The following is a 24566-nucleotide window of genomic DNA, read 5'->3' on the forward strand; positions in this document are numbered from 1 at the left end:
GTATGGTATTTACACAGGTTGAGTTTGTTGTATTTGTGCTTGGTGTAGTGTCTCTAATGTGTTTTCTGAAGAGTATAGTTCTGAAGAAAATAACCATACTTTTGTCAAGTTTGTATTTTTATGCATACTTTGATTACAGATTACTGATTGTACTCGTTTTATCTGTTTTTTGTACCCATATTTCCGGTAGTTTAATAAATAGGTCAAAACAACCTGTTTATAAAAAGATATCGTTGATAGCCGGAGTTGGTCTGAATCTTGGCGCATTGTTATATTTTAAATATTATAATTTTTTTATTCATCAAATAAATGATCTGTTTTTATTAGACGAATCTTCTTTAAACACTATAAAAATAGTAGTTCCTCTAGGAATTTCATTTTATACGTTTAGATTTATCAGCTACCTGGTGGATGTCTACAGGGGAGATATGTCTCCTTGCCGTTTATTTGATTTCACCATATATGGTCTGTTTTTCCCTGTTATTATCTCCGGTCCAATTTCCAGAGCAGTTCACTTTATCCCGCAATTAGAGCGAATCTCCATATCTAAAAACAATCTGTATCTGGGATATCGCTTGTTTGTTATCGGTCTGTTTCTCAAGGTTTTTGTTGCGGACAGAATTGCATATTATGTCAATTATTTCTATGCAAACTATGAAATATTTGACACAGCTACAACCTGGCTGGCCGTTATCGTCTATAGTATCCAGATTTATTGTGATTTCGCCGGATATTCCAGCATGGCTATCGGAGTAGCGTATTTAATCGGGATACGTATTGAAGATAATTTCAATTTCCCCTATTTGGCCAATAATATTCAGGAATTTTGGAAAAGGTGGCATATGACTTTATCTGAATGGATAAAAGACTATTTATATATACCACTAGGGGGAAGTCGAAAAGGGGGAAGACGAAAATGTATTAATTTATTGATAGTCATGACGTTATGCGGCTTTTGGCATGGCTCTTCATGGACATTTGTGCTGTGGGGAATGCTTCATGGGGCAATGCTGATTGCTAATTATGGTTGGCAATTGTCAAATTGTAGAACTTTTTGTACAACTTTGCCACGTCTCTTCTCCCTCATCTCTCAAGTAGTAACCTTTGTCAGCGTTACCATCTGTTGGATCTTTTTCCGCTCCACGGATTTGCACCAATCTTTTGAAATAATAAAGAAATTATTTCTGTTTCGGAACGACGGTTATTTGTTTTGGGCTCAGCCCTTTGTTCTATTTGTTGTAGTGGCTACGTTATTCTTCCATTTATTATCAAATATGAAGGTAAAATTTATTTCTCTTCCGGTTGATAATAAAGTGACCCCAACTATCCTGTTTTGCCTTCTCTGGCTTGTTGTTGTTTTTTTTCCGAAAGAACTTGAGCCATTTGTTTATCTTCAGTTTTGATGTATTGTTGCTGATTTTGTTTAAGTGCCTCGGTTGAGGTAATGACTTTTATATGAATTGAGGTGAAAATTTAAGATGAATGTAATCGGAATTATACCCGCACGACTTGGGGCATCACGGTTTCCAGGTAAGCCTCTGGAAAAAATGCTTGGGATGCCAATGGTTGGCCATTGTTACCATCGTACACATTTGGCTCCTGGTATCGATAACACCTATGTGGCAACTTGTGATGAAGCTATTGCAGATTATATCCGTTCTATTGGAGGAAATGCTGTGATGACTTCAGTTAAACATACTCGTGCGACAACGCGTACAGCTGAAGCTCTTGAAATTATTGAAAAGGAGACAGGTAAGAGAGTTGATATTGTTGTTATGGTCCAGGGGGATGAACCTCTGATTTCTCCTGAAACAATAGGTGCAACAGTTTGTAGGTTCGACGATGATTCTGTTGACATTGTTAATGTGATGTCACGATTGCAAACACTTGAGGCATTTGAAGATCACAATAATGTAAAGGTTGTTGTTGATATTAACAGTAACGCTCTGTATTTCTCCCGCGAAGCCATTCCTTCTCCCTGGAAGGGATGGGAACATATCCCGCGTTATATGCAGACCGGTATTATTGCGTTTCGGAGAGATACGTTGATTGCGTTTAATTCCATGGAAGAAACTTCTCTTGAACAGATTGAATCTGTTGATATGAACCGTGTTCTTGAAACGGGTGGGAAAATTCGTATGACTTTGACCGAATCTCAAACGATTGGCGTTGATACCCGGGAAGAATTGATAGCGGCTGAAAAATTGCTTCGATTGGATTCAGTGGTAGAAAAATATCTTGCTGTATAGTTAATTGTCCTGATCTATTAACGAGAAATTGTGCAAGCAGTAATAGAGGATGCTTGCAAAATAAATTTATACCAAGGATACATTTTGTCATGAAGCTACCTGCAGAAGGTATGTGCTCATTATACGAATTCAAAACAAAGGACTAATTATGAGCATAAATTTAAGTGAGTTATCTGATTTTAATACAAAGAACTGGGACGAATATTATAAGAACAATGTAGGTGTTGAATATCCACATGAACAGTTAATAATATATGTTAACTACCTTAAACATGAGATTGGTAGTTCTGGTGAACCAAAAGCCTTGGAAACAGGATTTGGTTCAATAGCTGACATGCGTTTTTTACATAGAATGAACTATGAAGTCTATGGCTTAGAAGTATCTCAGACAGCTGTTGAAAAAGGATTGTTAGGATGTGAGAAATATAAGATTAAATTGAATCTACAACATTGGACGCCACCTGTGTTGCCTTTTGAAAATGACTTCTTTGATTTGTTTTGCAGTTCTAATTCAATTCATTTCAACCTTGATCAAGATCTAATATTATCGGAAATAAAGCGAGTTTTAAAGATCGGTGGACATTTGTATACAACCTACCTTGCTCCTGGTCATAAATTCATTGATAAATCAAAATATATTGGTGATGATTTAATTCAGTTCACCGACGATCACTATGTTTTGAAGATGAGAAAAATGGTTATGCGATACTATGACCAATCATCAAAATTAGAAAAGCTATATTCAAAGTATTTCAAGGAGGTAAGAGTTACACGGTTAGAATATAATATACTGGATGCACCGAATGCATATTGGATTGTAACAGCTACAAATTAAAAAATTGCGAGTCAATAAAATAATAAGAATATGTCCATGACTATAATGGCTGATATCTTCTAAATATTTTCAACATTAACAATTGGGAATTTTGCCTCTGGATTTACCCTGAATCTACTAAAGTGAATGTTGATCAAGATATACCAAAAAAGCAGCGTACTTTCTAAAAGGGGCAATATGGATACGCTGTGATAGGAAATCTGAACAGCTATAGCAAAACATTGCTGAACCAGATGGGTACTTATTGAACAAAACCTATTCATGGGGCACTAGATGTCCGGTGTTGCCAGGAATGTAAAGTAATAGCAACCACGGACTCAAATCGTTTTCTGTCCGTGGCTAGAAATTCGGTTAACAGGAAATATCCAGTAAGCCCCCCACAAAAGTTCTTGATAAGCTTATGATGTTGGCGTTTGTTTAGGAGATTCCTTCTCACGGAAGTTAGTAAGAAACATTTGTCAACTGGCCTGATTCCCCCTCTGGTCGTGGAAGCAATATTGGGCCAATTGAGAATTTTGTCACCGCTACTGCCGACCGACCTAACATCAAGGAAACAATGTTTCCTTGATGTTTATTGTGGATTTGATTAACAAGGATACAATTCATTATAAACGTGATTCTCGGAGTTTTGAATGGACCTGATTTCGTTTTTTTGAGGCTTCTCGTTAGGATCAGATTCTGTGCAGTAAATTCTTTCAAAAATGATAAAATATGAGTGAGTTAAGAGTAGGAATTGCTGGATATGGTGTCGTCGGGAAGCGTCGTCGTGACTGTGTCGACAGGCATCCGAACATGAAGATAGTTGCTGTCTGTGATCGTACATTCGATGGTGATGGTGTCATGGATGATGGTGTACATTTTTATACTGACTATCAGAGTTTGTTGTCTGAAGATTTAGATGTTCTGATTGTTTGTTTAACCAATGACATTGCGCCAGATGTTACCGTTGCCGGATTGGAAAAAGGTTTACATGTGTTTTGTGAAAAACCTCCAGGTCGGAGCGTGTCTGATATTGTACGAGTTATTGAAAAAGAACAAGAAAATTCACAGCTAAAGTTGATGTACGGATTTAATCATCGATACCATGATTCGGTACAGGATGCCCTTAATATTGTTCGTAGCGGTGAACTCGGCAAAGTTATTAACCTTCGTGGTGTGTATGGGAAATCGCAACTCATTACTTTCAATCAACCGGATTGGCGTACGAAACGTGAAATCGCAGGAGGGGGCGTCCTGTTGGACCAGGGAATCCATATGGTTGACCTCATGCGTTTATTTGCTGGTGATTTTGAAGAGGTGTATAGCTTTATTGCAAACAATCATTGGGGGTTTAATGTCGAAGACAATGCTTACGCCTTGATGCGAAGTAAAGATGGAGTCGTTGGTATGCTAAACTCTTCAGCTACTCAATGGCGGCATCGCTTCAATCTTGATATTAATCTTGAACGTGGCACTTTAATTCTTGGGGGTATTCTGACAGGCTCTAAAAGCTATGGTGCAGAAACACTGGCTGTTATTCATGCTGATCCCGATAATGATTGTGGCGACCCCAAGGAACAACTCACCCGTTATAATCATGATCCATCGTGGGATGAAGAAATACGATTATTTGCTCATTACATTGACGCCGATTTACCGGTTAGCAGCGGTTCTTCTGATGATGCCCTGCAAACCATGAAGCTTGTTTATCGTATTTACTATGCAGATCCTGAATGGCGTAATGCTTATGATATTCCAGATCCTGATAACAATACAGAATAACTCACTAATATAAATATAATTGCACTGAAATTATGAATAATCTTGATCTCCTTTTGTCAAAGGATATCGCCTCCTTCTTTGACCCTTATTTTGAATAAATATTCTGGTTCTCAGAGATGAGAGTGAGGGGACATTTTTCAGGGTACAAACGATAGTGTGAAGCAATGATGCACATGATCGTTTACGAGAATTCCTATGATTTAAATCGTTATAAAGAAAACGAGGGGAAGCTTTATGGAATTAGTACCACTGTTTCGAGGGGCACAGATAGGAAGCATACTAAAGTCATTGGAAAAAATTGAGGAAGATTCAGGGCTTTTTACAAATTCAGAGAAAATGAAAAAAGTGTTTCTTGACAGTGCAAATGAAGCTATTATTTGTGGTTATGGAAAAAGATTGATCCAATGGCGGAGGGGGATAAAAACTGCTATTAGACGTCACTCGCCTCAGTTATTTTACACACCTATTGGTGATACATATAGCAATGCATCGAGAATAAGGGTGAAAAATAATGTTATAGCTTTTTATCCAGAGTGGGGCCTTGTTTGTAAGTTCTGGTTAGGCACTGGAGTACGAAAGATTAATAATCTTTCCAATGAAGCAAAAGCAATTATGACTGCTGAAAGATATAACTTTTTAAAAGTGCCCAAAATCGTTCTTGATAAGTCATCTTTCCATGGTGGCCAACCTCCGGCGTTATGGTTTGAATTATTTCGAGGATATTTTCCACCAAAGGCTACTGATAACAAGTCGAAAACTGCGCTTGAATTTCTAAGGGTTATGTTTCTGTGGTATCAAGAGCACGGGATTCATTTTATTAAACCTGGAGAAGTGTCGCAAATCGATAAACGGGTAAATGTTAATTTTGAGGAGCTCCTGTCATATGGGTGGGAACCCGAGAAAGCTAACTTGATTTTACTTGCAAATAAAAGAATTGTTGAATCTCGCAAGACGTTGCCTGTATCCTATATTCATGGTGATGCAAGTGTCGGTAATTGTTTGGTTAACGAGGCGGGTGAGGTGCTGATTCTTGATTGGGAAGAGACAAGAAAAGGGTATATTGCAGAAGACGTATTTACCTTATTTCAACATGGCGGAGTATCAGTCAGGGAATCATATGAGAAATGGCTGGCAAACATTGCCCCTAACGATGCTCACACTTTAGCGTGTGACATTCAGCTAGAAGTGTTAAGAATGTGGAAAAACCTGAATTTACAATCGATTCGAAAATACCTCGATAATATAATACCTACTGATGAGACCAATAAACGAATCGGATTAATCAAGAGTAGAGTTATCTCATCAGCAAGACAGATATGTAACAACATTTGATAGGAGAAAGGTATGAATAGTTTTTCTTTGAAAGAGGAAGAAATTAAGGATTTGAGCGCGTATTCTCAATTACCTGAACGACTACGGGTGAAGTGTGAACAAGTAGTTGACAAGGGAGTGGATTGTGATGTTTTTGGCGTAAGGGATAGGTTTTCAGCGATTAAGCAAATTTTGCATGGGAGATCCCTAGGTAGGGTTATTGATCTAGGTTGTTGTTCCGGCTTTTTTTCACTATCAATGCTTGATTCTGGAATGGCTACTAATGCAACTATGTATGATATGAATGATAGTTCCTTAGCGTTTGGGGAAAAGATAGCGAAGGCTTTAGATCTCGAAGACAATGCAGACTTTGAAAAAGAAAAAATAACTTTAGATTTTGTGCAGAAATTACAACCTGTTGATACTGTCATATGTCTAAACTTGTTACATCACGCTGGGGTGTTGTTTGATGTGGACATTGTACAATCAATCGGATGGGGGGAGTATGCTCGTAAATGGATGTTGGCACTAAAGAAGAAAGCTAATGTTTTAATACTTGGCGTTGGATTGAAAGGGAAGAAGCCGGTAAATTGGGATGTTGCACAGTTTGATCGTGCATTGGAATTCTTCAAGATAGCTGAAAGTGCTGGATGGAAAATGGTTTATGATGCTAATGTTTGGGATATAAGACGATACGGTGTGACGAAAGCCAACGGAAAGCGTACTCATGGGATCCGTTTTAATGCGCGTATCGATTTTCTTCGAAGACAGATTCAGCAGAAGTTTCATTTAAAAGATAGTGGCGAAAAACTGAACAAATATCACTTGTTTATAATGGAATTATGAGTGTAAGAATGTTTACTTGATGTTTGTTTTCGATTTGATTAACAAGTAGACAATTCATTTTAGACGTAATTCTAAGAGGGTGCGTGCGTATTAAATTTTGTGCGACGAATCCTCAATAAATGATTAAATATAATGAATTGAGATTTGGGATAACCGGATATGGTGTTATGGAAGATGTGTGCGTTTTATAGCGCCTATCGTAGATTATTGTCTGAAAAAATTGATATCCTAATTGTTTATTTGACCAATGACATTGCCCCGGATGTTACCATTACCGGATTGGAAAAGGTTTGATCGCTTTAATCTTGATATTAACCTTGAACGTGGCACTTTGATTCTCGGCGGTTCTTCTGACGATGCCCTGCAAAACATGAAGCTTGTTTGTCGTATTTACTTAACAGATCCTGAATGGCGTAATACTTACGATATTCCAGATCCTGATAATAATACAGAATAACTTACTAATATAAAAATATTTACATTGAAATTATGAATAATCTTGATCGTTTTTTTTCAAAGGATATTGGCTCATTCTCTGATTCTTATTTTAAATATTTAAAACAGATTCTGGATAATATTGATCTTTTAGAGGTCAAACGTTTTGTAGAAATACTACTTGATGCCAGAGAGAAAGGGAAAACAGTATTTTTTATTGGAAATGGAGGGAGTGCTTCCACTGCAAGTCATTTTGCCAATGATCTCTCCTTTGGCTGTAATGAGTACGAGAAGCCTTTCCACGTGGTAAGCTTAACAGATAATGTCTCAATATTAACCGCTCTTGGCAATGATTTTGGTTATGAAGAAATTTTTGTTCGTCAGCTAATGATTCAGAGTAAACCTGGTGATGTTCTGGTAGGCATTTCAGCCTCCGGGAATTCGCCAAATATTATAAATGCATTTAAGTATGCTTCTGATGTCGGCATCCTCAGCGTCGCACTGACAGCGTTTGATGGCGGTAAAATGAAAGAAAATGCTGACGAAGGAATACATGTGCCCACGGATTTTAAAGAATATGGTCCTGCAGAAGATGCCCACATGATTCTTGATCACCTGGTGACTGCCTATTTGATGAGGGTTATCAGACTTGCCTGATGTTAAAGAACTTCTAGATATAGTGCAGCGTACTGTTAGGTCTTCCTGCAAGTTGCTGTGTGAATCTCAGCAACAAAATATCCGTTCCCATTCATACCTGAAATTGTTGCCCCGAGAGATGAAAGCAACTGCTGACCAGCTCTTGGAACATGAAATTCTCACTCACCTGGAGCCCCTAGGTCTACCGATTCTAAGTGAGGAGTTTGGGGAAAAAGATGGAAGATTTGAATCTGATTATAAGTTTATAGTTGATCCCCTTGATGGGACTGTAAATTTTGTTAGAGGCTTGGGCCCGGCTGCTGTTTCTATAGCGTTTTATAAAAACAATGATCCGGTTTTCGGTGTGCTTGGTCTATATCCTTCGTGCAGTCTGGCATGGGGGGGGAAGAATTTAGGTGCCTTCATCGATGGTAAACCAATACAAGTGTCCTCTATTTCAAATCCTGTCCAGGCTGTCCTGTGTACCGGCATTCCATCAAGATTCCAATTTAATAAAAAAGAGTCATCGTTGTTAATCAAAACCATAAGCCGTTACGGCAAGGTGCGGATGCTGGGTGCAGCTTCAATGTCGCTCCTTCAAGTGGCTCAAGGGACTGCCGAAGTATATACTGAAAGAGGTATCATGCTGTGGGACGTGGCTGCAGGACTGGCCATTGTTGAAGGGGCTGGTGGAGTTTTTGATGTTGGACCTGGGGAAAATCCTAATACCTTAAACGTAGTTGCCTCTAATGGGGTGATGAATATAAATGGGTAACGAAAGTTATGAATACAACAGCTAAAGTTGCGGTTTGTTCCCGCTCATTTTCCTTAAATACCGTTTTACGTGAAGAACTACTTCAACGTTATAAGAATGTAAATTTTAACGATATTGGAGCCAAGCTTGAGGGCAAAGTACTTGTTGATTTTTTACGCGGACACGATAAAGCCATTACAGCTCTTGAGGTTATCGGTGAAGAGGTGCTTTCTCAATTGCCTGAGTTGACTGTTATAAGTAAATATGGTGTTGGTCTTGATATGATAGACATGAATGCCATGAAGAAGTACGGCATTAAACTTGGTTGGACAGGAGGGGTTAATCGGCGATCAGTTTCTGAGCTAGTAATTTCTTTTGCCATAGCATTGCTGCGGCATGTTGTTGCCGCTAACCGAGAAGTCTTATCAGGTACCTGGCGGCAGCATATGGGGGGGTATCTATCCGGTCGTACTGTCGGGATTATTGGTTGCGGATACATTGGTAAAGATCTGGTAAAAATGCTGCAACCATTTGATTGCCCCATCCTTGTGAATGATATTCTGGATTACAGTGAATTTTATGATCAATATAATGTCAAGGCAGTGTCTGTTGGAGAGCTTCTTACACAGTCTGATGTTGTAACTCTGCATGTGCCATTGGATGATTCAACTCGGAACATCCTCACTGCAGAACGTCTAGCTCTGATGAAGGCCGATGCAATATTGATAAATGCAGCCAGAGGAGGGTTGGTGGATGAACAGGCACTAAAGGAAATGCTTCAAACTGGCCGTCTCGCTGCGGCAGCGTTTGATGTCTTTGCAGTGGAGCCGCCACAGGATCAGGAATTACTCGAGTTATCAAATTTTATCGTGACACCTCATATAGGTGGTAGTGCCCGAGAAGCTATATTGGCAATGGGCCGTGCGGCCATTGAGGGCTTGGATAATAATAATATTGTCTAAATGATTAGACGATATCAGTCAGTATGAAAATTGTAGTTATCAATTCAAATGGCCCGATGGGGAGTTCTGTTGTCGGTGCTATTGTGGAGAAATTCGGATATCTGAATGCACCGGTCCGAAATCTTGGTTTAAATAGATGTTTGCTCAGTCAAAATGAAACTGACATAGGTCGATTTAAACAAAATTTTATTAACATGTTCACTTCTCAGAGTAAGAAGATCAAGATGGGGGGAGTGAGTATGCTTGATCGAGACTCAGGTCCTTCCTATTGTCCCATCGACAAATCCTTAATAGAGAAAGAGATATCGGATATAGAAAAGTCAGAATTTACGAGTATTTCTGATCTTTATACCTCCTTGAGGAGTGCATATACAAAAGCAATAAAGTATAAAACAAGTAAACATGTACCAGGAAAACATATAGAATACACAACTTATTTTGATCAATATCCCACGAAAGAGCTGTGTGATGCCTATGTTGATGAATTTAAGGACGTTACCTTCATCCACATGCATCGAAATTTTGTTGGTTGGGTTGAATCTGTTATGTCGCAGTATTTTTCGGGGTCCCACAGATGGCATATTATTCTTCTTCACGCGCTGCGCAGACGTTATGTTGACTATGAAAATAGCATAAAACATTGCCCTGGCCTGCATATCGATTTTGATTCTTTATTTAAGGAAGACCGCAATCAAGTAATAGCTGCAATAGCAGAGGAATTGTGTGAGCCAGTTCCTCTGCTAAAATGGGATAATGTTTCATATGATCTTTATGGACAATTGAGAGATTTTTCATCCACATTTACATTGGCAGATGTTGAAGGAACACATCTCTCGTCGGGTACGCGATGGTTTATAAGATACTGTGTTGAAAAAGAGAAAATAACTCGTTTTCATGACCTTATTTTTTACGTTTTCTGCCTGTATGACGCTGCTATTTTTGTGATCAAAAAGAGGTTAAAAGCTGCGCGTTTATAGAAAAGAAATTACCTTTTGTGCCTGGACGATAACGTCATGATTTGGCAACCAATTTAAGTCTGTGAGAAATATGTTTTTTCATTATTTTAGCTATTTTAGGAAAGAGACAGGAAATAAAATATACTTGTTTATTTTCTTTTCTATCTTTGCAGCGGGGTTGGATGGCTTAGGTATCTCGGCCCTGGTCCCCCTGATCTCCCTGGATTTTACTGGAGAGATGGGCGGTGATGTCGTTTCAAAGTTAGTTTATTGGTTTTTCTCTTTTACTGGAATTGAGCCGAGTGTTAAGGCCGTTCTGGTTTTTATTCTGGTAATATTTTTCGTTAAATTGCTGTTTAGTTTTTCCCAACAAGTTATTAGCTCTTATATCACTACGTGGTTGAGTGAGCATTTGAAACGTAAAAGTGCCATCGCATATAGCAATATGACGTATAGTTATTATACGACGACCAAGATAGGGTTTTTGAACAATTTACTGACGACTGAAATAGTAACGGTTGTTGCATGTTTCAAGAAATTATCTCAGGTTGTTGTTCTTGCATGTAACCTTCTGGCTTATCTTGCCTTCTCATTTATGGTCAACTGGCAGCTGACTGTAGCTGTATTATTGTTAGGGCTTGTCTTAAATATTACATACAAGAAGATCCGAATTTCAGTTGCAAAAATATCATATCGTATCACGAAAGTGAATGCTTCAACACAGAATATACTAATTGAATTCATTAGTAATTATAAATATCTAAAGGCAACATCTACCTCTAATATCTATCTGAAACATTTATTTCCTGTTTTGAATAATAGTAGGATGCTTAATTTTAGAAATAACGTTTATGATAGTTTCACGCTCACAACCTTTGATTTTTTTCGAGTGGTGGTTCTTGTGGCTGCCTTGGCTTTTATGGTTGAAGTGAAAGGTGCTAAAATAACTGAGTTAATAGTACCTCTGGCATTGATTGCACGAAGTTTTGGGATGATATTAGGGCTACAGTCTGTCTGGCAGGCATTTGTTAGTAAAAGCGGAAGTATTGTGGTGTTGGAGGAAGCCGAACGGAAATTGAAGCTGAACTCTGAGATTTCAAAAAACGATGAAATACAAACATTTAACCATGCAATACAAATGACTAATGTGAGTTATTCGTTTGATACCAACTCTGTTCTAAATGATGTGAATCTTACAATTAAAAAAGGAATGTGTATAGGGTTAGCTGGTCCGTCAGGCTCAGGAAAAACTACCATGGTTGATATCCTTGTCGGCCTGCTTGAACCCACTAAGGGAAAAGTGGAAATCGATGGGAAAGATTACTCAACACTGAATAAAGAAAGCTTACGCTCACATTTTGGATACGTTACTCAAGATCCTGTTATTTTCAATGATTCAATCGCAAATAACATTTCGTTTTGGGATACTGTCCAGTCAACTGGAAGTAAATTGGAAAATGCATTGGAATCTGCAGGATGTACAGAATTTGTGTCTGAATTTCCAGAAAAAGAGCAGGCTATGGTTGGAGATAAAGGAGTAAAGTTATCTGGTGGCCAGAGGCAAAGAATATCAATAGCGCGCGAGATATATTCTGATTCTGATATTATCGTTTTTGATGAAGCAACAGCTGCCCTTGATAGTGAGTCTGAACGAATTATTCAAGACAGTATCGAAAAACTACGGGGAAATAAAACTATGCTTATTATTGCCCATAGGTTATCCACATTGAAAATATGCGATATGATCCACGTAATCAATAATGGTTCAATCGTTGAAGAAGGAACGTGGGATGAGTTATTGCATTCAGAGAATGTATTTGCGGAAATGTGCAGGAAGCAAGGAATAATTTCCTAAAATATAAGACGACTATACACGGAAGTAAAATGGCTGATAAACATATTTTAATAATTGGAACAGGAAGTGTTGGTAAGAGACATGCTCAAAATCTGCATAAACTTGGCTGTGCAATTAGCTGTGTTGATCCGCGACACGATAGGCTTATTGAAGCTACAGAGCAGATAGGGATTAAATTGAATGGCAGCTATAGTTCTCTTGAGGATGCGTTAAAACAATCTACATATGATGGTGCGGTTGTTGCGTCACCGCCTGTATACCATGTTGAACAGTCTATTGAATGCTTGAAAAACAACATACCAGTTTTGTTGGAGAAGCCTGTCTCTCCCAATCTGCAGGAGGCGGAGTTGCTGAAAACAGCAGTTATGGATTCAGATGCTCATCTTTTGCTAGGGTATACATGGCGCTGGTGGCCCTCGCTTGTAAGGGTTAAAGAGATGCTTGAGGAAAAGGCGGTAGGGAAGCTGTTGCATGTTACATTTGTAATGTCAGCCCATTTGGCTGACTGGCACCCATGGGAACGTTACCAGGATTTTTTTATGGCGGATCTGGAGCAAGGTGGAGGAGCCTTGTTGGATGAAAGTCATTGGATTGATCAAATGATATGGATGTTAGGCGGGATTCCTCAAGAAGTTACCGGCAAGGTCGAAAAGCTTAGCAATTTACAGATCAATTCAGACGATAATGTCGATATTCTGGCTAAATACCCAAATAATATTCGAGTTACTCTTCATTTGGATCTTTTTGGACGCCCCCATGAAAAATCTATTAAATTCGTTGGGGAAGAAGGAACTATAGTATGGAAAGTGGACGGAATTCTTGTTGGTAAATCCATGGATGATGAATGGGAAAAAGAAACTTTTTCATGTGATCGTAATGATATGTTTATTGCTGTTGCTCAAGAATTTTTGGATATTGTAAATGGAGATGTTTCTCCAAGCTGCACCATTTATGATGGTGTGCAAGTTTTACGAATAATTGAAGCAGTACGTCAGAGTAGCTCAACGGGCGCTACAGTCAAAATGAGGTCAATGTAATGAATTTGGATTCAATTAATATACTGGCTGTAGTACCAGCTCGTGGTGGGAGTAAAGGGATACCAAAAAAAAATATTCGTAAAATTGGTGGGATATCGCTCATTGGACGAGTAGGAGAAGTTGTCAAACAGCTGCCATGGATCAACAAGGTGATACTCTCTACAGATGATCCTGAAATGGCCGAGGAGGGTATTAGATTTGGAATGGATGCTCCCTTTTTACGACCACCAGAATTGAGTTCTGACACTGCAACTGGCATAGATACATGGAAACATGCATTTCAGTTTGCTGAGAAATATTATGACATGCAATTTGATCTTTCTGTTTATCTTGAACCAACCAGTCCACTTCGGACGGCAGAAGATGTTGAACGGACTGTATTGATGTTGTCTGACAATGCTAATATTGCTGCTGCGACCGTAAGCAGAACACCTGGGTCATATACACCGCATAAGACGCTTACTGTTGATGGACATGGACATATCGGTTTTTATCTGAAGGAGGGAAAAGAGTTCAGTATACGTCAGAAAATACCTTCATATTATCACAGAAATGGGATTTGCTATGCTATGACTCGGGCAGCGTTGTTGGAGCGAAACTGTATTTTAAATAACAATTGTGCTGCTGTTGTTATTGATAGGCAAGTCGTAAATATTGATGAACCTTATGATCTTGATTATGCACAGTTTTTATATGATCGTTCCTGACATTGTTTTTTGTCAAAGGGTAATATTACAGTCGTTTGGTTACAGGGGATAGTATTAGTGATTTCATCTGACTGAGCGTTTAATGGAATCATGCCATTTTTCCAATCCTTGTCAGATGTTGATTTAGTCTGATATCTTATAAACCAAAATCAAGTGTAGCTAGATAGTATTTAATTAGTTTTATAAATGGGGTTGGGAAGTATCGTTGCCAGTTGTCACTTTATGAGAACAGTTTTATAGATAGCAGGTTTACTGCTGCCTGCCACTATCAATTATGAGAAATTATTACGGGGAACCAATGTGAAGAAAATTTCAAGACCACCAAAAGTAGACTATTCACTGTTTGTAGAAAAACCTGATACCCTAACTGCTAAATATGGTTTACCCGCAGAGGTTAAATATTGTAAGAAGTGTGTCATATCAAATCAGCGCCCATCTGCGACAATAGAGTTGAAACACACCTCTACAAGCAACAAGAAAACGATAGGGTTTAATGAAAAAGGAGTATGCAGTGCGTGCCAATTTGCTGAGCAGAAAATCAATGCAATTGATTGGGAAACGCGTGGCCTTCAATTAGAAGAGCTGTGTGATAGGTTCCGGAGAAATGATGGCCGGTATGATTGTATAGTTCCTGGGTCAGGTGGAAAAGATAGCGTCTATACGTCTTTGATTTTAAAAAATAAATATAATATGCATCCTTTGACTGTCACCTGGGCCCCTCATATTTACACAGAATGGGGGTGGGAAAATTTCCAATCTTGGCTTGGTTCTGGCTTTGATAATCATCTGGTAACACCAAATCCAAAAGTTCATCGTTTATTAACCCGACTAGCTGTTGATAACCTCTTTCACCCATTTCAACCATTTATAATCGGACAGAAGGCACTTGCAGCCAAGATGGCATTACTCTTTGATGTCCCACTTGTTTTCTATGGTGAGAGCAATGCTGAATATGGTAGTCCACAGGAGAAGGGTTCTAAGCGTTCGAGTAAATTTTTCACTAGTATAGCCAAAGAGGAAATATATTTGGGGGGAGTCGCTTATAAGGATCTTGTCAATGAATTTGGAATTGAGGACTATGAGTTGAGGCAATATCTTCCCGCTCCTCAGGCAGAGATAGATGATGCTAATATTGAAGTACATAATCTTGGTTATTATGTGAAGTGGCATCCGCAGCATTGTTACTATTATTCGGTTGAAAATGCTGGTTTTAAGGCATCTCCTGAAAGAACGCCCGGTACTTATAGTAAATACAATAGTATTGATGATCGTATGGATGATTTTCATTATTTCACAACCAGAATAAAATTTGGAATTGGACGTGCGACTTATGATGCTGCCCAGGAAATTCGTTCAGGTGACATAACCCGTGAAGAGGGCATCGCTCTAATTCAAAGATATGATCATGAGTTTCCAGAACGGTTTGCGGAGGAAGTGTATCAATATCTTAGCATACCAGAGAAAGATTTTCCGACGGCTCATAAGATGTTTGAACAACCCATTATGGATCGTGAGTATTTTTTACAATTAGCAGATAATTTTCGATCACCTCATCTATGGGAGTATCATAATAATACTTGGAAGTTGAGAGTACCTATAGAAAACCAGCCCACTGATCAACAAGAAAATGCAATCCTGTGGAAAGGCAATATTGCTCAATAAATATTTCTCCAAATAAAATGAAGAATAAAAGACTTATAGCCAGGATGGATATTAAAGGTCCTAACCTGATTAAAGGCATACAGTTGGAGGGACTAAGAGTTGTTGGTGATCCCAGGGAAGCAGCAATTGAGTATTATAAGAGTGGTATTGATGAAATAATATTTATTGATGCAGTTGCCAGTTTGTTTAAAAGAAATAATTTAGTCGAGATAGTCAAGCGAGTCTCAAACGATGTGTTTATTCCTTTATCTGTTGGTGGTGGAATTCGGTCAGTTGAAGATGTGAAAACTCTACTTCATTCCGGGGCTGATAAAGTTGCAGTTAATACTGCTGCGCATAGTGATCCACAATTGTTGAGACAAATTGCCAATACCTTTGGGTCTCAATGCCTTGTATTATCAGTTGAGGCCAAAAAAAAAAAGGTGGTGGATGGGAAGCTTATACCGATAACGGTCGAGAACATACCGGGAAAGATGTTATTGAATGGGTGAAAAATGGTATTGAGTGTGGTGTGGGTGAAATACTAATAACATCTGTTGATCAAGACGGCACGATGAATGGTTTTGATATTGAGTTGATCGATAAAGTCACCTCTGTTGTAAATGTTCCCGTTATAGCCAGCGGAGGAATGGGCTCCATTCCTGATTTCTTAGATGCTGTATTAGAAGGTCATGCGGATGCTGTTGCAATGGCGAGTATCCTTCATTATAAACGGATTGCAATTCAGGATATCAGGGATGAAGCTCTTAGGCAAAATATTATGGTGAGGACGTATGAGAACTAGTGTTGCCATTATTGATGTTGGTATCAATAATCTCTTAAGTGTTACTTCTGCTTTTGAGTTCTGTGGTGCCAAGGTCTCATTAGTTAAGAATGAAAATGATTTGCTGCAAGCCGAGCGTCTCGTTCTTCCAGGTGTTGGCGCCTTTAAGGATGGCATGAAGAAATTAGAAGGAGAACAATTAATCAGTGGAATCAAGAAAATTTCTGAGGAAGGTAAGCCTTTGCTTGGTATTTGCCTTGGAATGCAGATGCTGTTTGATAGTAGTCTTGAGTTTGGGTTGTCACCTGGATTAGGCTTGATCCCAGGAAAAGTTGTTCCTATCCCTCCAAAAGACAAAAGTGAGAACAATATCAGGATTCCACATATCGGCTGGAGTAGCTTGTATCCTTGTGGAGACGCTGGCATGTGGGAAGAGACAGTATTTAAGAAAGTGAAAGTAGGCTCATTTGTATACTTCGTCCACTCCTTTATGGCCGTTCCAGAGCAAGGGAAACATATTCTTGCTGAGACACAGTATTGTGGGCACAGAATTGTCGCCGCAGTTAAAAAAGATAATATCTTCGGTTGCCAATTCCATCCAGAGAAAAGTGGTGAGGTAGGATTAAGCATAATTGATGCTTTTTTACAAGAAACTTGAGGAAAGAGAACCAGTAATGGTCTTGAAAGAAGCATGGGGCGTTATCTGAAAATAGTAGTTCCTTGGCAGTATGTGTTTTTATTCTGATTAGTTTTAGGAGGATTTGTTAGTGAGTTCAAAATGGTTAAGCTGGGAAGAAGTTAATACAATGTTAAGGAACAAAGAATTAGTCTTTTATGGTCGTTCAGATGACTGGATCCCTAAGGCATTAAAGAAAATGCTAAAACGCCCTGAGGTCATTATTGATAGCAACCCCGACTTTTCAGGAACCTTGTATGAAGATATTCCTGTTGAGAGTAAGGAATACTTACTTGAACAAATTCGTCAAAAAAATATTTTTGTTGTAATTACAACTGCTAATTATCATGGTGTAGAAGCCTTTCTTGCTGATAACGGTATGGTTGCTGGAGTAGACTTCGCCTGTTGTCCCGAATATCGAAGTTTTTCATTGCGTGAGGAAATTATTAACTATAAGCAAGAAGTTATTGTTTGTTCATCTGATTATAATGACCAATCAAAAGCACGATCCAGTGTAACTGGTGGGGGGGTTTTTAAGTACTATATTGGCCCAAATGAATTAGAAAGGATGGCTGAGGGTAGTTTTAGACAAATAACCCAAGCAAAAGATTTGTTTTACGCTGTTGATCACGTGGATAGGAGAGTCTGTGTTTTTGATAGGGATTTTAAATTACTTGAAACATTTTATTCGGAATCACCGAAAAATTGTGGAATTACCTATAACGAAAAAAGAAATCTTATTATTATTTCCAATCCTGAATATGATACGATTTCTATTTATGATGCATCTAATTTTGAAAAAATAGAATGTATTCCATATTCGACTCGAATGGAGGGGAACCTCACAAGTCAGCATCATATTAATGATATTTGTTCAACTGATGACCATTTATACATTTCTTATTTCAGTCACTCTGGAAATTGGAAGAAAGGAGCATATGATGGAGGAATTAGTGAGATAGGCCTTGAGAATTTAACTGCCCCTCCAGTTCAAGTCGTAAGTAATCTATGGCAACCCCATAGTCCAGAAATCATCAATGGCGAGTTATGCTATCTAGATTCAATGCGTGGGCGTTTACACCTGACAACGCATATTATAGCAGGTGAATTTCCCGGTTTTACAAGGGGATTGGCATATGACGGTAGGTTTTATTATATTGGCCAAACAGAAAATATGTATATCAGTCGACTTATAGGGGAAAGAAAAAACATAATGCTTAATGCTGGATTCTATTTGTTTGATGTTACCACCAAAGCTAGCAGGTTTTTCCCAATGTTTGGCAATATGAACGTTCATGATTTACTAATTGAGATAGATTGATTGAATTGCTTTGGTTAAGTTCGCTCCACTGAATCACATTGAGTGATGTAATATTTAGCTAACTGCAATTGGAGACAAGTGAATTTTTATGAGCAAAGATAAATCAAGTAGTAAAATAATTTCATTTTTTAATGAAAAGAAGCTATTTGTTATTCAGAAGTGTTTTTGCTTCACCGTTGATTATGGATTTCCTCGTGCTTCAGCAATAATTTTAGCTTTGCTTACAAAAAATATTAATGTCAAAAAAGGTGCAAAAAGAATTTTTTGTATCGGAAGTCTTGCTTCTTTATATGATATCAATGCTCTAATAAAAAAAAGTCACTCACATCAATATTTATATCTGCCACGATTTAATTTTGGGTATATTTTAAGGAAGTTTGTAGATGTTTCTGATCTTAATGCCGATAATTATTATGTGGATAAGAAGTATGTGGATGGACGGGAAAAGGCTTACAATTATATTTCCTTAATGCTTCCTGTGTTAAGGGGAATTCTTAAATTTGATTGTTTAATGACAAGTAATTTTGGATATGTAGAGCAACAGGAATTTGTGCGGATCACAAGAGAATTGGGGATTCCTGTCGTCATATTATATAAAGAAGGTTTGGTGAATCCTAGATTCGTTGATAAAATTTCAAGGCGCTACAGTACTCGTAAAACGCAATGCGATTTGTTTTTATGCTATAATGAAACTATTAAAGAAGCCCTAATTAAAAGTAATGTCGATGGGTTAACGGATGAGAATGTTCGTGCAACTGGGGTACCGAGACTTGATTTTTATTCAAATGAGAAAACTTCAGAAGCATTAAATCAGATAACCCTTTTTTCTTTTAAAGCTGAGGATAAATTTAGCAATATTGTTGAAGATGAAAAAACAATGGCGCAACTTAGGAAAACAATCGAAGATTTCCATATGTATGTGATTCAATATGCTTGTGAACATCCAGACAGTAAAGTTGTAATTAAGACAAAATTATCAAAGCGCAACCTGAACTTCGTGAATGAAATAGTACGGAAGTATACAGGAAAATGTGCCCCCCCTGCTAATCTAATTGTTACCGACACAGGAGATGCATTTGCTTATATCGTTGAATCAAGTTGCGTTTTAGGTTGTAACTCTACGGTATTACTGGAAGCGCTTCTTGCAGGGAAAACAGTTGTGTCTCCAGATTTCAGGTTTTTTTTCAGTCACCCTTCATGGAGTCTTTTTGAAGGCTATGAACAGTTATTAACATATGTCGCTTCATATAGTGATTTTGTGCAACTAGTTGGTAAATCAAGACAATATACACAAGATGAAGAAAAGGCGTTGAGTGATTTATTCAAGCAATATATTTATAGTGCAGATGGAAAGTCTTCAATACGTGTAGAAGAAAGTATTTCACAACTCCTACAGTGAAACAGTTTTAAAAAGTTAAACCAAATCAGTGCTGTCTCATAGTTTTCCCCACAGTAAAAGCTGTGGAGAAACAGGTTGTTGTTTGTCTGGCGGCCTAAAAAGATCTGCCAAGGCACGCCGTTGAAACAGGTTCAGTTGTAAAACTCTGAGTATTTGCTGCATGGAGGCACCCAATTTAGCTTTAAAATTAAGATATGCAACCAGCAGATAAACACACAAAGCTATCCAGACTTGGGTGAGGACTGCGTTTTTTGATGTACCCAGAAATGTCTTGATTTTGAGGTTTTGCTTGATCCATTTGAAAAATTGTTCGATCTGCCATCGCTCTTTATAGATTGCCGCTATCTCTGCAGCTTTTAGATGGTGAGCATTAGTAACAAAACGGTATTCCTGGCCAGTTTCCAGATCTGTGTATGCAACAAGACGAAGTGGATCTTTAATATTTTTGAGTTTTATTGGCTGGTCATTGGTTACGCCAGGACTTTTGCGACCAGCCCGTTTGAAAAGATATTCAGCATCAGCATTGCTTTTCAAACGGGTCACAAAGAAAATTCCGTCTTTCATGAGGGAGGAGTACCAGCCATAATCTGTAAAACCCCTATCAAAAACAGCAAATGATCCTTTGGGTAGCTTCAGTGTTTCTTTTGCCCAGTTGATTTCATGGACTTTACCATCGGTCATGTCCATAAAAGTAGGAAGGTAACCGTCAGCATCTATACCCATGTGCAGTTTGACAGCGTCTTTTCTTTTACGGAATTCAGCCCATGGAAATACTGCTAAGCAAAGATCAATAGTTGTTGTATCAAGTAGGTACAGCTTGTTTTTAAAAGAGAATTTGTGGCCGGGTGTCACCAGTTGACACTTTTTCAACAGATCAGAAAACACAGTTTCGTAAAGAGATGCTGGCTGTTTTTTATTTACTCTTGCCAGTGTCGCCTTTGAAGTTGGTTTCATGCCGAGGTGATATAAACGTTTTTTTTGCGCCTTCAAATTATCAGTAATATCACGAAGGCTTTTTCTACTGGAAAGTTGTCCTATCAGCATTGCCATAAACTGGCTCCAGCGGTTATAGGATCTGAATTTTTGGCCCGAATGATGAGGTTTGGCATGATCATCAAAAACATGTCTGTTAATAAGTGAAGTAATTTGACTAAGGATTGTGTTATAATGCGCCATGGCTCGGATCTCCTTGTGTTAAATGGCTTTTTGGTCGAAATCATTATAACATAAAGAGCTCTCCGAGCCTCTTTTTATTGTTCAACTATGAGACAGCACTGAAACCAAATAACTTGTTGTGTAGTATTTTACATTGAACAAGAAAATCCTTTAATTCATTTTTAAATCCCAAATTTCTCTGCGTTTGCCTGCACCATATGAAAGTATTGTATTTTTCTAAGACAAGCATTCCTTCGCGTACAGCAAACTCACTTCATGTGATGAAGATGTGTCAGGCTTTTTCTAAAAATGGTCATGATGTCTGGTTTTGTGCATTAAGTGAAATTATTCAGAAGCAATTGCCTACCAAAGAAATATTTCGCTTTTATGGGGTTAAAGAATGTTTCCATATTTTACGAATTCCAGTCTTTCGTGATAAAGGCAAAAAAAATCGATTCCTTTGGTCTCATTTTTTCATCATTCCTTACCTGTTAAATGTATTAAGAAAAGTCAAACCAGATATAGTATATGGGCGTGATATTTTTAGTTGCTATATCGCCGCCTGCTTTGGGTATCCTGTCGTTGCTGAATCGCATTTTCCGTTATGGTATGGAAAAATAGCATCCTTTGCTTTTGAACGCCTGCATAAACACAAAAATTTCAAGAGACTGGTTGTCATTTCTGAGGCTCTGAAAAAGGAGTATTTGCTTCATTATTCCGATCTTACCACTAGTCAAGTTGTTGTCGCACACGACGGTGCAGACCCCGTTGAGAGCAACCAATTATGCAAACAGGAAATAGGAACTTCTGGAACTTTAAAAGTTGGATATATGGGCCATCTTTATGAAGGTAAAGGTCTGGAAGTTATTGCAGCCATAGCATCTAAAATACCAGATATTGAATTTCATATTATCGGGGGACTCGATGATGATATCCAGAAGTGGAAAAAACGAATTGATGCTGACAACGTAACGTTTCACGGGTTTGTACAGCAAGGAACTCTTCCAGGGTATCTGAAGGCACTCGATATCTGTCTCTTGCCCAATCAGTATAAGGTGTTGGCCCATGGGGCTGACCGTTCCAGCAATATTAAAAATATTTCTCTATACACCTCTCCCCTGAAAATGTTTGAATATATGGCACATGGAAAAGCAATTGTTGCATCTGATTTGCCTGTACTTAGAGAAGTATTGAATGAAGATATCGCAATATTAGTAAAACCCGATGATTATCCAGGATGGATTGCGGCCATTAATCTTTTACGTGACGAAGTGCTCAGGAACAATCTGGGGAGGCGAGCAAAGAGCCTATTTTTGAAAGAGTACACCTGGGGAAGAAGGGCTGTCTCTGTACTGGATGGTTTGGAAAGATAGATTCCAGCTTAAGAAATTATACTAAAACATGTACTCCCAGCCATTATGCCAGTAAATTGTATTAAATGGATTCATTCAAGTTTCTGGTGGGTGAACGTGAGGCTTCGGGAATGAATGGTAAAATATCAATTCTTTTTGTTCTTGGAGGCCTTGGTACCGGTGGTAAAGAAAGGCAATTGATAGAATTGATTCATGGCCTTCCCCGTGATCGGTTTGTTTGTCACCTCTTTGTGAAGAAGCACGATGCTTCTTATCTTGAAAAGGTTAAGGAAGCTCTGGGTTCATTCTACTCTCTTGACCAAGAAAAGTTCCATGTTTTAGACTTTCTGACTCTAGGGAGGCATATTGATAAAATCCAACCAGATATCGTCTGCAGTTGGACCAATATCACAAGTCATTTCTGTCTATTGGCTCGTATCTTTACAAAACATCCCTATCGGATAGTTAACTGCTGTATACGGAATGCACCTATCCAATTGTCCGTAGTCCTTAAGTTAGAACGTTTGCTGTATTCATTGTATAGTTGTGTTGTTGCCAACTCACAGGCAGGGTTGATAGCCTATGGTCAAGAAGGGAAGAAGGGGCGGTATGTGTTGTATAACGGTTTTGACCTAAGCCGGGTGCCTGCATACTCTCAAAAGAGAGCCAGGGAAATACTAGGTTTTGAGGCGAATACATTTATTGTCGTCATGGTTGCTAGTCTCACCCTGTTGAAGGATCACAAGACACTTTTGAGAACAGCTCGCGAATTCCGGAACAAACCAGCCGATATTCAATTTCTCATTGTTGGTGACGGAAGAGAACGAAATGGTCTTGAAAAATGGACCCATGATAATGGAATTGAATCCATGGTTTCTTTTTTAGGGAAGAGGGATGACGTCGAATTACTTTTCAGAGCTGCGGACATATCCGTTCTTACCTCCACCGCATGGTTTGGTGAAGGGATATCCAACTCTATAATTGAATCCATGGCCTGTGGTACCCCGGTAATTGCAACTGATTCTCCAGGTACCAGAGAGGTGATCGTAAACAATGAAAATGGATATATAGTAAACTGTGGTGATTATAAGAGTGTCGCTGATAAGATTATCGAGTTACAAGGTCAGCCTCAGCTTGTACACGATATAGCTAAAAAGGCTCAGGAACACATTGCTGAAAAATTCAGTATCAGGCAATTGATCGAAACTTTTGAGCATATTGTTGAGAGATGTTCCCGGTAATGGTGTTGTAGAGCAGGATAGTGTGGATACATTAAAATCAAAACTCAAGAGATATCTGTCTAAAAACTCTCCAGTATACCGGAAGATACAACGAAGTGGGCTCTTTGATTGTGCTTATTACTTAAAGGAAAATCAAGATGTTAAGCAGAGTGGCCAGGATGGTCTTGCTCATTTCATAGCCATAGGTGCTCTTGAAGGCCGTAATCCCCATCCACTTTTCGAGACCCGTTATTTTCTTGGACAAATTTCCTCTTACAATCCAGATGCCGGGAATATACTTCTTCAATATTTGGAGTCTCCGATGCTTTGGCCCGTAGACCCTCATCCACTGTTTAATGCCAGTTACTATAGTGCCATGGAGCCGGCTGTTGCTGCCGCCGATATTCCTCCATTGCTTTACTATATTCTGAATCATGGAAAGAGTCAGGCTGATCCTCACCCACTGTTTGATGGACAGTTTTACCAACTACAAGTTCCTGAGGTACTGGAAAACGGTGCGAATCCATTGATCCACTATCTCCAGGAAGGGCGATTTAACGGGAAGGAACCTTTTGCTCACAAAGCAAGTGGCAGTACTCATATTGACTTGTCCAAATATATGAAAAAAAGACGTGAGCAGATCTGTCCAGTGGCACAGGGGACCTGAGGGGAGA

General features: G+C 38.6%; 22 protein-coding genes and 1 pseudogene. 22 read left to right on the plus strand and 1 reads right to left on the minus strand.

The genetic code is table 11. The annotated features are described in order from the left end of the window. Positions 1-2: 2 nt before the first annotated feature. The 19 genes and pseudogenes from UWK_RS12080 to UWK_RS12170 all read left to right on the plus strand — a co-directional run bounded on the left by UWK_RS12080 (position 3) and on the right by UWK_RS12170 (position 20165). A complete protein-coding gene (locus tag UWK_RS12080) occupies positions 3-1403 on the plus strand; it encodes an MBOAT family O-acyltransferase (protein WP_015404659.1) in 1401 nt (466 codons plus the stop codon). A 75-nt stretch (positions 1404-1478) separates the two neighbouring features. Further along, complete coding sequence (locus UWK_RS12085; protein WP_015404660.1) at positions 1479-2249, plus strand: 3-deoxy-manno-octulosonate cytidylyltransferase; 771 nt, start codon at positions 1479-1481, stop codon at positions 2247-2249. A gap of 148 nt (positions 2250-2397) precedes the next feature. Beyond that, positions 2398-3084 (plus strand): class I SAM-dependent methyltransferase, encoded by a 687-nt coding sequence (locus UWK_RS12090; RefSeq protein WP_015404661.1) that lies wholly within the window; start codon positions 2398-2400, stop codon positions 3082-3084. A gap of 711 nt (positions 3085-3795) precedes the next feature. Further along, positions 3796-4845 carry a Gfo/Idh/MocA family protein gene (locus UWK_RS12095; RefSeq protein WP_015404662.1) on the plus strand — a complete coding sequence of 350 codons (1050 nt, stop codon included), beginning with the start codon at positions 3796-3798 and terminating at the stop codon, positions 4843-4845. Between the two features lie 234 nt (positions 4846-5079). Then, positions 5080-6177 carry a phosphotransferase gene (locus UWK_RS12100; RefSeq protein WP_015404663.1) on the plus strand — a complete coding sequence of 366 codons (1098 nt, stop codon included), beginning with the start codon at positions 5080-5082 and terminating at the stop codon, positions 6175-6177. Positions 6178-6189: 12 nt separating this feature from the next. After that, entirely contained in the window at positions 6190-7002 is an 813-nt protein-coding gene (locus UWK_RS12105; RefSeq protein ID WP_015404664.1) for a methyltransferase domain-containing protein, read from the plus strand. A 262-nt stretch (positions 7003-7264) separates the two neighbouring features. After that, positions 7265-7459 carry a hypothetical protein gene (locus UWK_RS12110; protein WP_041916413.1) on the plus strand — a complete coding sequence of 65 codons (195 nt, stop codon included), beginning with the start codon at positions 7265-7267 and terminating at the stop codon, positions 7457-7459. Between the two features lie 32 nt (positions 7460-7491). Further along, the gene (locus UWK_RS12115) at positions 7492-8094 is read left to right on the plus strand and encodes an SIS domain-containing protein (protein ID WP_015404667.1); all 603 of its coding nucleotides are present in this window, start codon (positions 7492-7494) and stop codon (positions 8092-8094) included. Positions 8095-8212: 118 nt separating this feature from the next. Next, positions 8213-8848, plus strand: coding sequence for an inositol monophosphatase family protein (locus tag UWK_RS12120; protein WP_015404668.1), 636 nt, complete (start codon positions 8213-8215; stop codon positions 8846-8848). An 8-nt stretch (positions 8849-8856) separates the two neighbouring features. Beyond that, on the plus strand, positions 8857-9789 hold the full coding sequence (locus UWK_RS12125; RefSeq protein ID WP_015404669.1) for a phosphoglycerate dehydrogenase: 933 nt from the start codon (positions 8857-8859) through the stop codon (positions 9787-9789). 23 nt (positions 9790-9812) lie between these two features. Next, a complete protein-coding gene (locus UWK_RS12130) occupies positions 9813-10766 on the plus strand; it encodes a hypothetical protein (RefSeq protein ID WP_015404670.1) in 954 nt (317 codons plus the stop codon). A 70-nt stretch (positions 10767-10836) separates the two neighbouring features. Further along, positions 10837-12600, plus strand: coding sequence for an ABC transporter ATP-binding protein (locus UWK_RS12135; protein WP_015404671.1), 1764 nt, complete (start codon positions 10837-10839; stop codon positions 12598-12600). Positions 12601-12629: 29 nt separating this feature from the next. After that, a complete protein-coding gene (locus UWK_RS12140; RefSeq protein WP_015404672.1) occupies positions 12630-13637 on the plus strand; it encodes a Gfo/Idh/MocA family protein in 1008 nt (335 codons plus the stop codon). Beyond that, positions 13637-14344 (plus strand): acylneuraminate cytidylyltransferase family protein, encoded by a 708-nt coding sequence (locus UWK_RS12145; RefSeq protein WP_015404673.1) that lies wholly within the window; start codon positions 13637-13639, stop codon positions 14342-14344. The genes UWK_RS12140 and UWK_RS12145 overlap by 1 nt, the downstream gene beginning before the upstream one ends. Before the next feature lie 309 nt (positions 14345-14653). Next, positions 14654-16006, plus strand: coding sequence for an N-acetyl sugar amidotransferase (locus UWK_RS12150; RefSeq protein ID WP_407637484.1), 1353 nt, complete (start codon positions 14654-14656; stop codon positions 16004-16006). Between the two features lie 17 nt (positions 16007-16023). Further along, positions 16024-16790, plus strand: a pseudogene (gene hisF, locus UWK_RS20190) (imidazole glycerol phosphate synthase subunit HisF). Continuing rightward, a complete protein-coding gene (hisH, locus tag UWK_RS12160) occupies positions 16780-17427 on the plus strand; it encodes an imidazole glycerol phosphate synthase subunit HisH (protein ID WP_015404675.1) in 648 nt (215 codons plus the stop codon). The pseudogene hisF and the gene hisH overlap by 11 nt, the downstream one beginning before the upstream one ends. A gap of 109 nt (positions 17428-17536) precedes the next feature. Further along, positions 17537-18766 carry a hypothetical protein gene (locus tag UWK_RS12165; protein ID WP_015404676.1) on the plus strand — a complete coding sequence of 410 codons (1230 nt, stop codon included), beginning with the start codon at positions 17537-17539 and terminating at the stop codon, positions 18764-18766. An 88-nt stretch (positions 18767-18854) separates the two neighbouring features. Next, positions 18855-20165, plus strand: a complete 1311-nt coding sequence (locus tag UWK_RS12170) for a glycosyltransferase family protein (RefSeq protein WP_015404677.1) — start codon at positions 18855-18857, stop codon at positions 20163-20165. Positions 20166-20201: 36 nt separating this feature from the next. On the opposite strand, the gene UWK_RS12175 is transcribed toward UWK_RS12170, so the two are convergent. Continuing rightward, positions 20202-21341: an IS4 family transposase gene (locus UWK_RS12175; protein WP_015404678.1), complete on the minus strand. Its 1140-nt coding sequence runs from the start codon at positions 21339-21341 to the stop codon at positions 20202-20204. 197 nt (positions 21342-21538) lie between these two features. Here UWK_RS12175 and UWK_RS12180 point away from each other — a divergent pair, with 197 nt between their 5' ends. The 3 genes from UWK_RS12180 (at position 21539) to UWK_RS12190 (ending at position 24559) form a co-directional block, all read left to right on the plus strand. After that, on the plus strand, positions 21539-22693 hold the full coding sequence (locus UWK_RS12180) for a glycosyltransferase family 4 protein (protein ID WP_015404679.1): 1155 nt from the start codon (positions 21539-21541) through the stop codon (positions 22691-22693). Positions 22694-22758: 65 nt separating this feature from the next. Continuing rightward, entirely contained in the window at positions 22759-23913 is a 1155-nt protein-coding gene (locus tag UWK_RS12185; RefSeq protein WP_015404680.1) for a glycosyltransferase, read from the plus strand. Between the two features lie 22 nt (positions 23914-23935). Further along, the gene (locus UWK_RS12190; protein ID WP_153304896.1) at positions 23936-24559 is read left to right on the plus strand and encodes a hypothetical protein; all 624 of its coding nucleotides are present in this window, start codon (positions 23936-23938) and stop codon (positions 24557-24559) included. Positions 24560-24566: the final 7 nt, after the last annotated feature.

Origin of the sequence: Desulfocapsa sulfexigens DSM 10523, from assembly GCF_000341395.1 — a bacterium.
Lineage (GTDB): Bacteria > Desulfobacterota > Desulfobulbia > Desulfobulbales > Desulfocapsaceae > Desulfocapsa > Desulfocapsa sulfexigens.

What these genes read in the sequence shown, in the direction of transcription:
- UWK_RS12080 (WP_015404659.1), top strand. Translation starts at nt 3, where the DNA reads ATGGTATTTACACAGGTTGAGTTTGTTGTATTTGTGCTTGGTGTAGTG.
- UWK_RS12085 (WP_015404660.1), top strand. Translation starts at nt 1,479, where the DNA reads ATGAATGTAATCGGAATTATACCCGCACGACTTGGGGCATCACGGTTT.
- UWK_RS12090 (WP_015404661.1), top strand. Translation starts at nt 2,398, where the DNA reads ATGAGCATAAATTTAAGTGAGTTATCTGATTTTAATACAAAGAACTGG.
- UWK_RS12095 (WP_015404662.1), top strand. Translation starts at nt 3,796, where the DNA reads ATGAGTGAGTTAAGAGTAGGAATTGCTGGATATGGTGTCGTCGGGAAG.
- UWK_RS12100 (WP_015404663.1), top strand. Translation starts at nt 5,080, where the DNA reads ATGGAATTAGTACCACTGTTTCGAGGGGCACAGATAGGAAGCATACTA.
- UWK_RS12105 (WP_015404664.1), top strand. Translation starts at nt 6,190, where the DNA reads ATGAATAGTTTTTCTTTGAAAGAGGAAGAAATTAAGGATTTGAGCGCG.
- UWK_RS12110 (WP_041916413.1), top strand. Translation starts at nt 7,265, where the DNA reads ATGTTACCATTACCGGATTGGAAAAGGTTTGATCGCTTTAATCTTGAT.
- UWK_RS12115 (WP_015404667.1), top strand. Translation starts at nt 7,492, where the DNA reads ATGAATAATCTTGATCGTTTTTTTTCAAAGGATATTGGCTCATTCTCT.
- UWK_RS12120 (WP_015404668.1), top strand. Translation starts at nt 8,213, where the DNA reads ATGAAAGCAACTGCTGACCAGCTCTTGGAACATGAAATTCTCACTCAC.
- UWK_RS12125 (WP_015404669.1), top strand. Translation starts at nt 8,857, where the DNA reads ATGAATACAACAGCTAAAGTTGCGGTTTGTTCCCGCTCATTTTCCTTA.
- UWK_RS12130 (WP_015404670.1), top strand. Translation starts at nt 9,813, where the DNA reads ATGAAAATTGTAGTTATCAATTCAAATGGCCCGATGGGGAGTTCTGTT.
- UWK_RS12135 (WP_015404671.1), top strand. Translation starts at nt 10,837, where the DNA reads ATGTTTTTTCATTATTTTAGCTATTTTAGGAAAGAGACAGGAAATAAA.
- UWK_RS12140 (WP_015404672.1), top strand. Translation starts at nt 12,630, where the DNA reads ATGGCTGATAAACATATTTTAATAATTGGAACAGGAAGTGTTGGTAAG.
- UWK_RS12145 (WP_015404673.1), top strand. Translation starts at nt 13,637, where the DNA reads ATGAATTTGGATTCAATTAATATACTGGCTGTAGTACCAGCTCGTGGT.
- hisH (WP_015404675.1), top strand. Translation starts at nt 16,780, where the DNA reads ATGAGAACTAGTGTTGCCATTATTGATGTTGGTATCAATAATCTCTTA.
- UWK_RS12170 (WP_015404677.1), top strand. Translation starts at nt 18,855, where the DNA reads ATGAGCAAAGATAAATCAAGTAGTAAAATAATTTCATTTTTTAATGAA.
- UWK_RS12175 (WP_015404678.1), bottom strand. Translation starts at nt 21,341, where the DNA reads ATGGCGCATTATAACACAATCCTTAGTCAAATTACTTCACTTATTAAC.
- UWK_RS12180 (WP_015404679.1), top strand. Translation starts at nt 21,539, where the DNA reads ATGAAAGTATTGTATTTTTCTAAGACAAGCATTCCTTCGCGTACAGCA.
- UWK_RS12185 (WP_015404680.1), top strand. Translation starts at nt 22,759, where the DNA reads ATGGATTCATTCAAGTTTCTGGTGGGTGAACGTGAGGCTTCGGGAATG.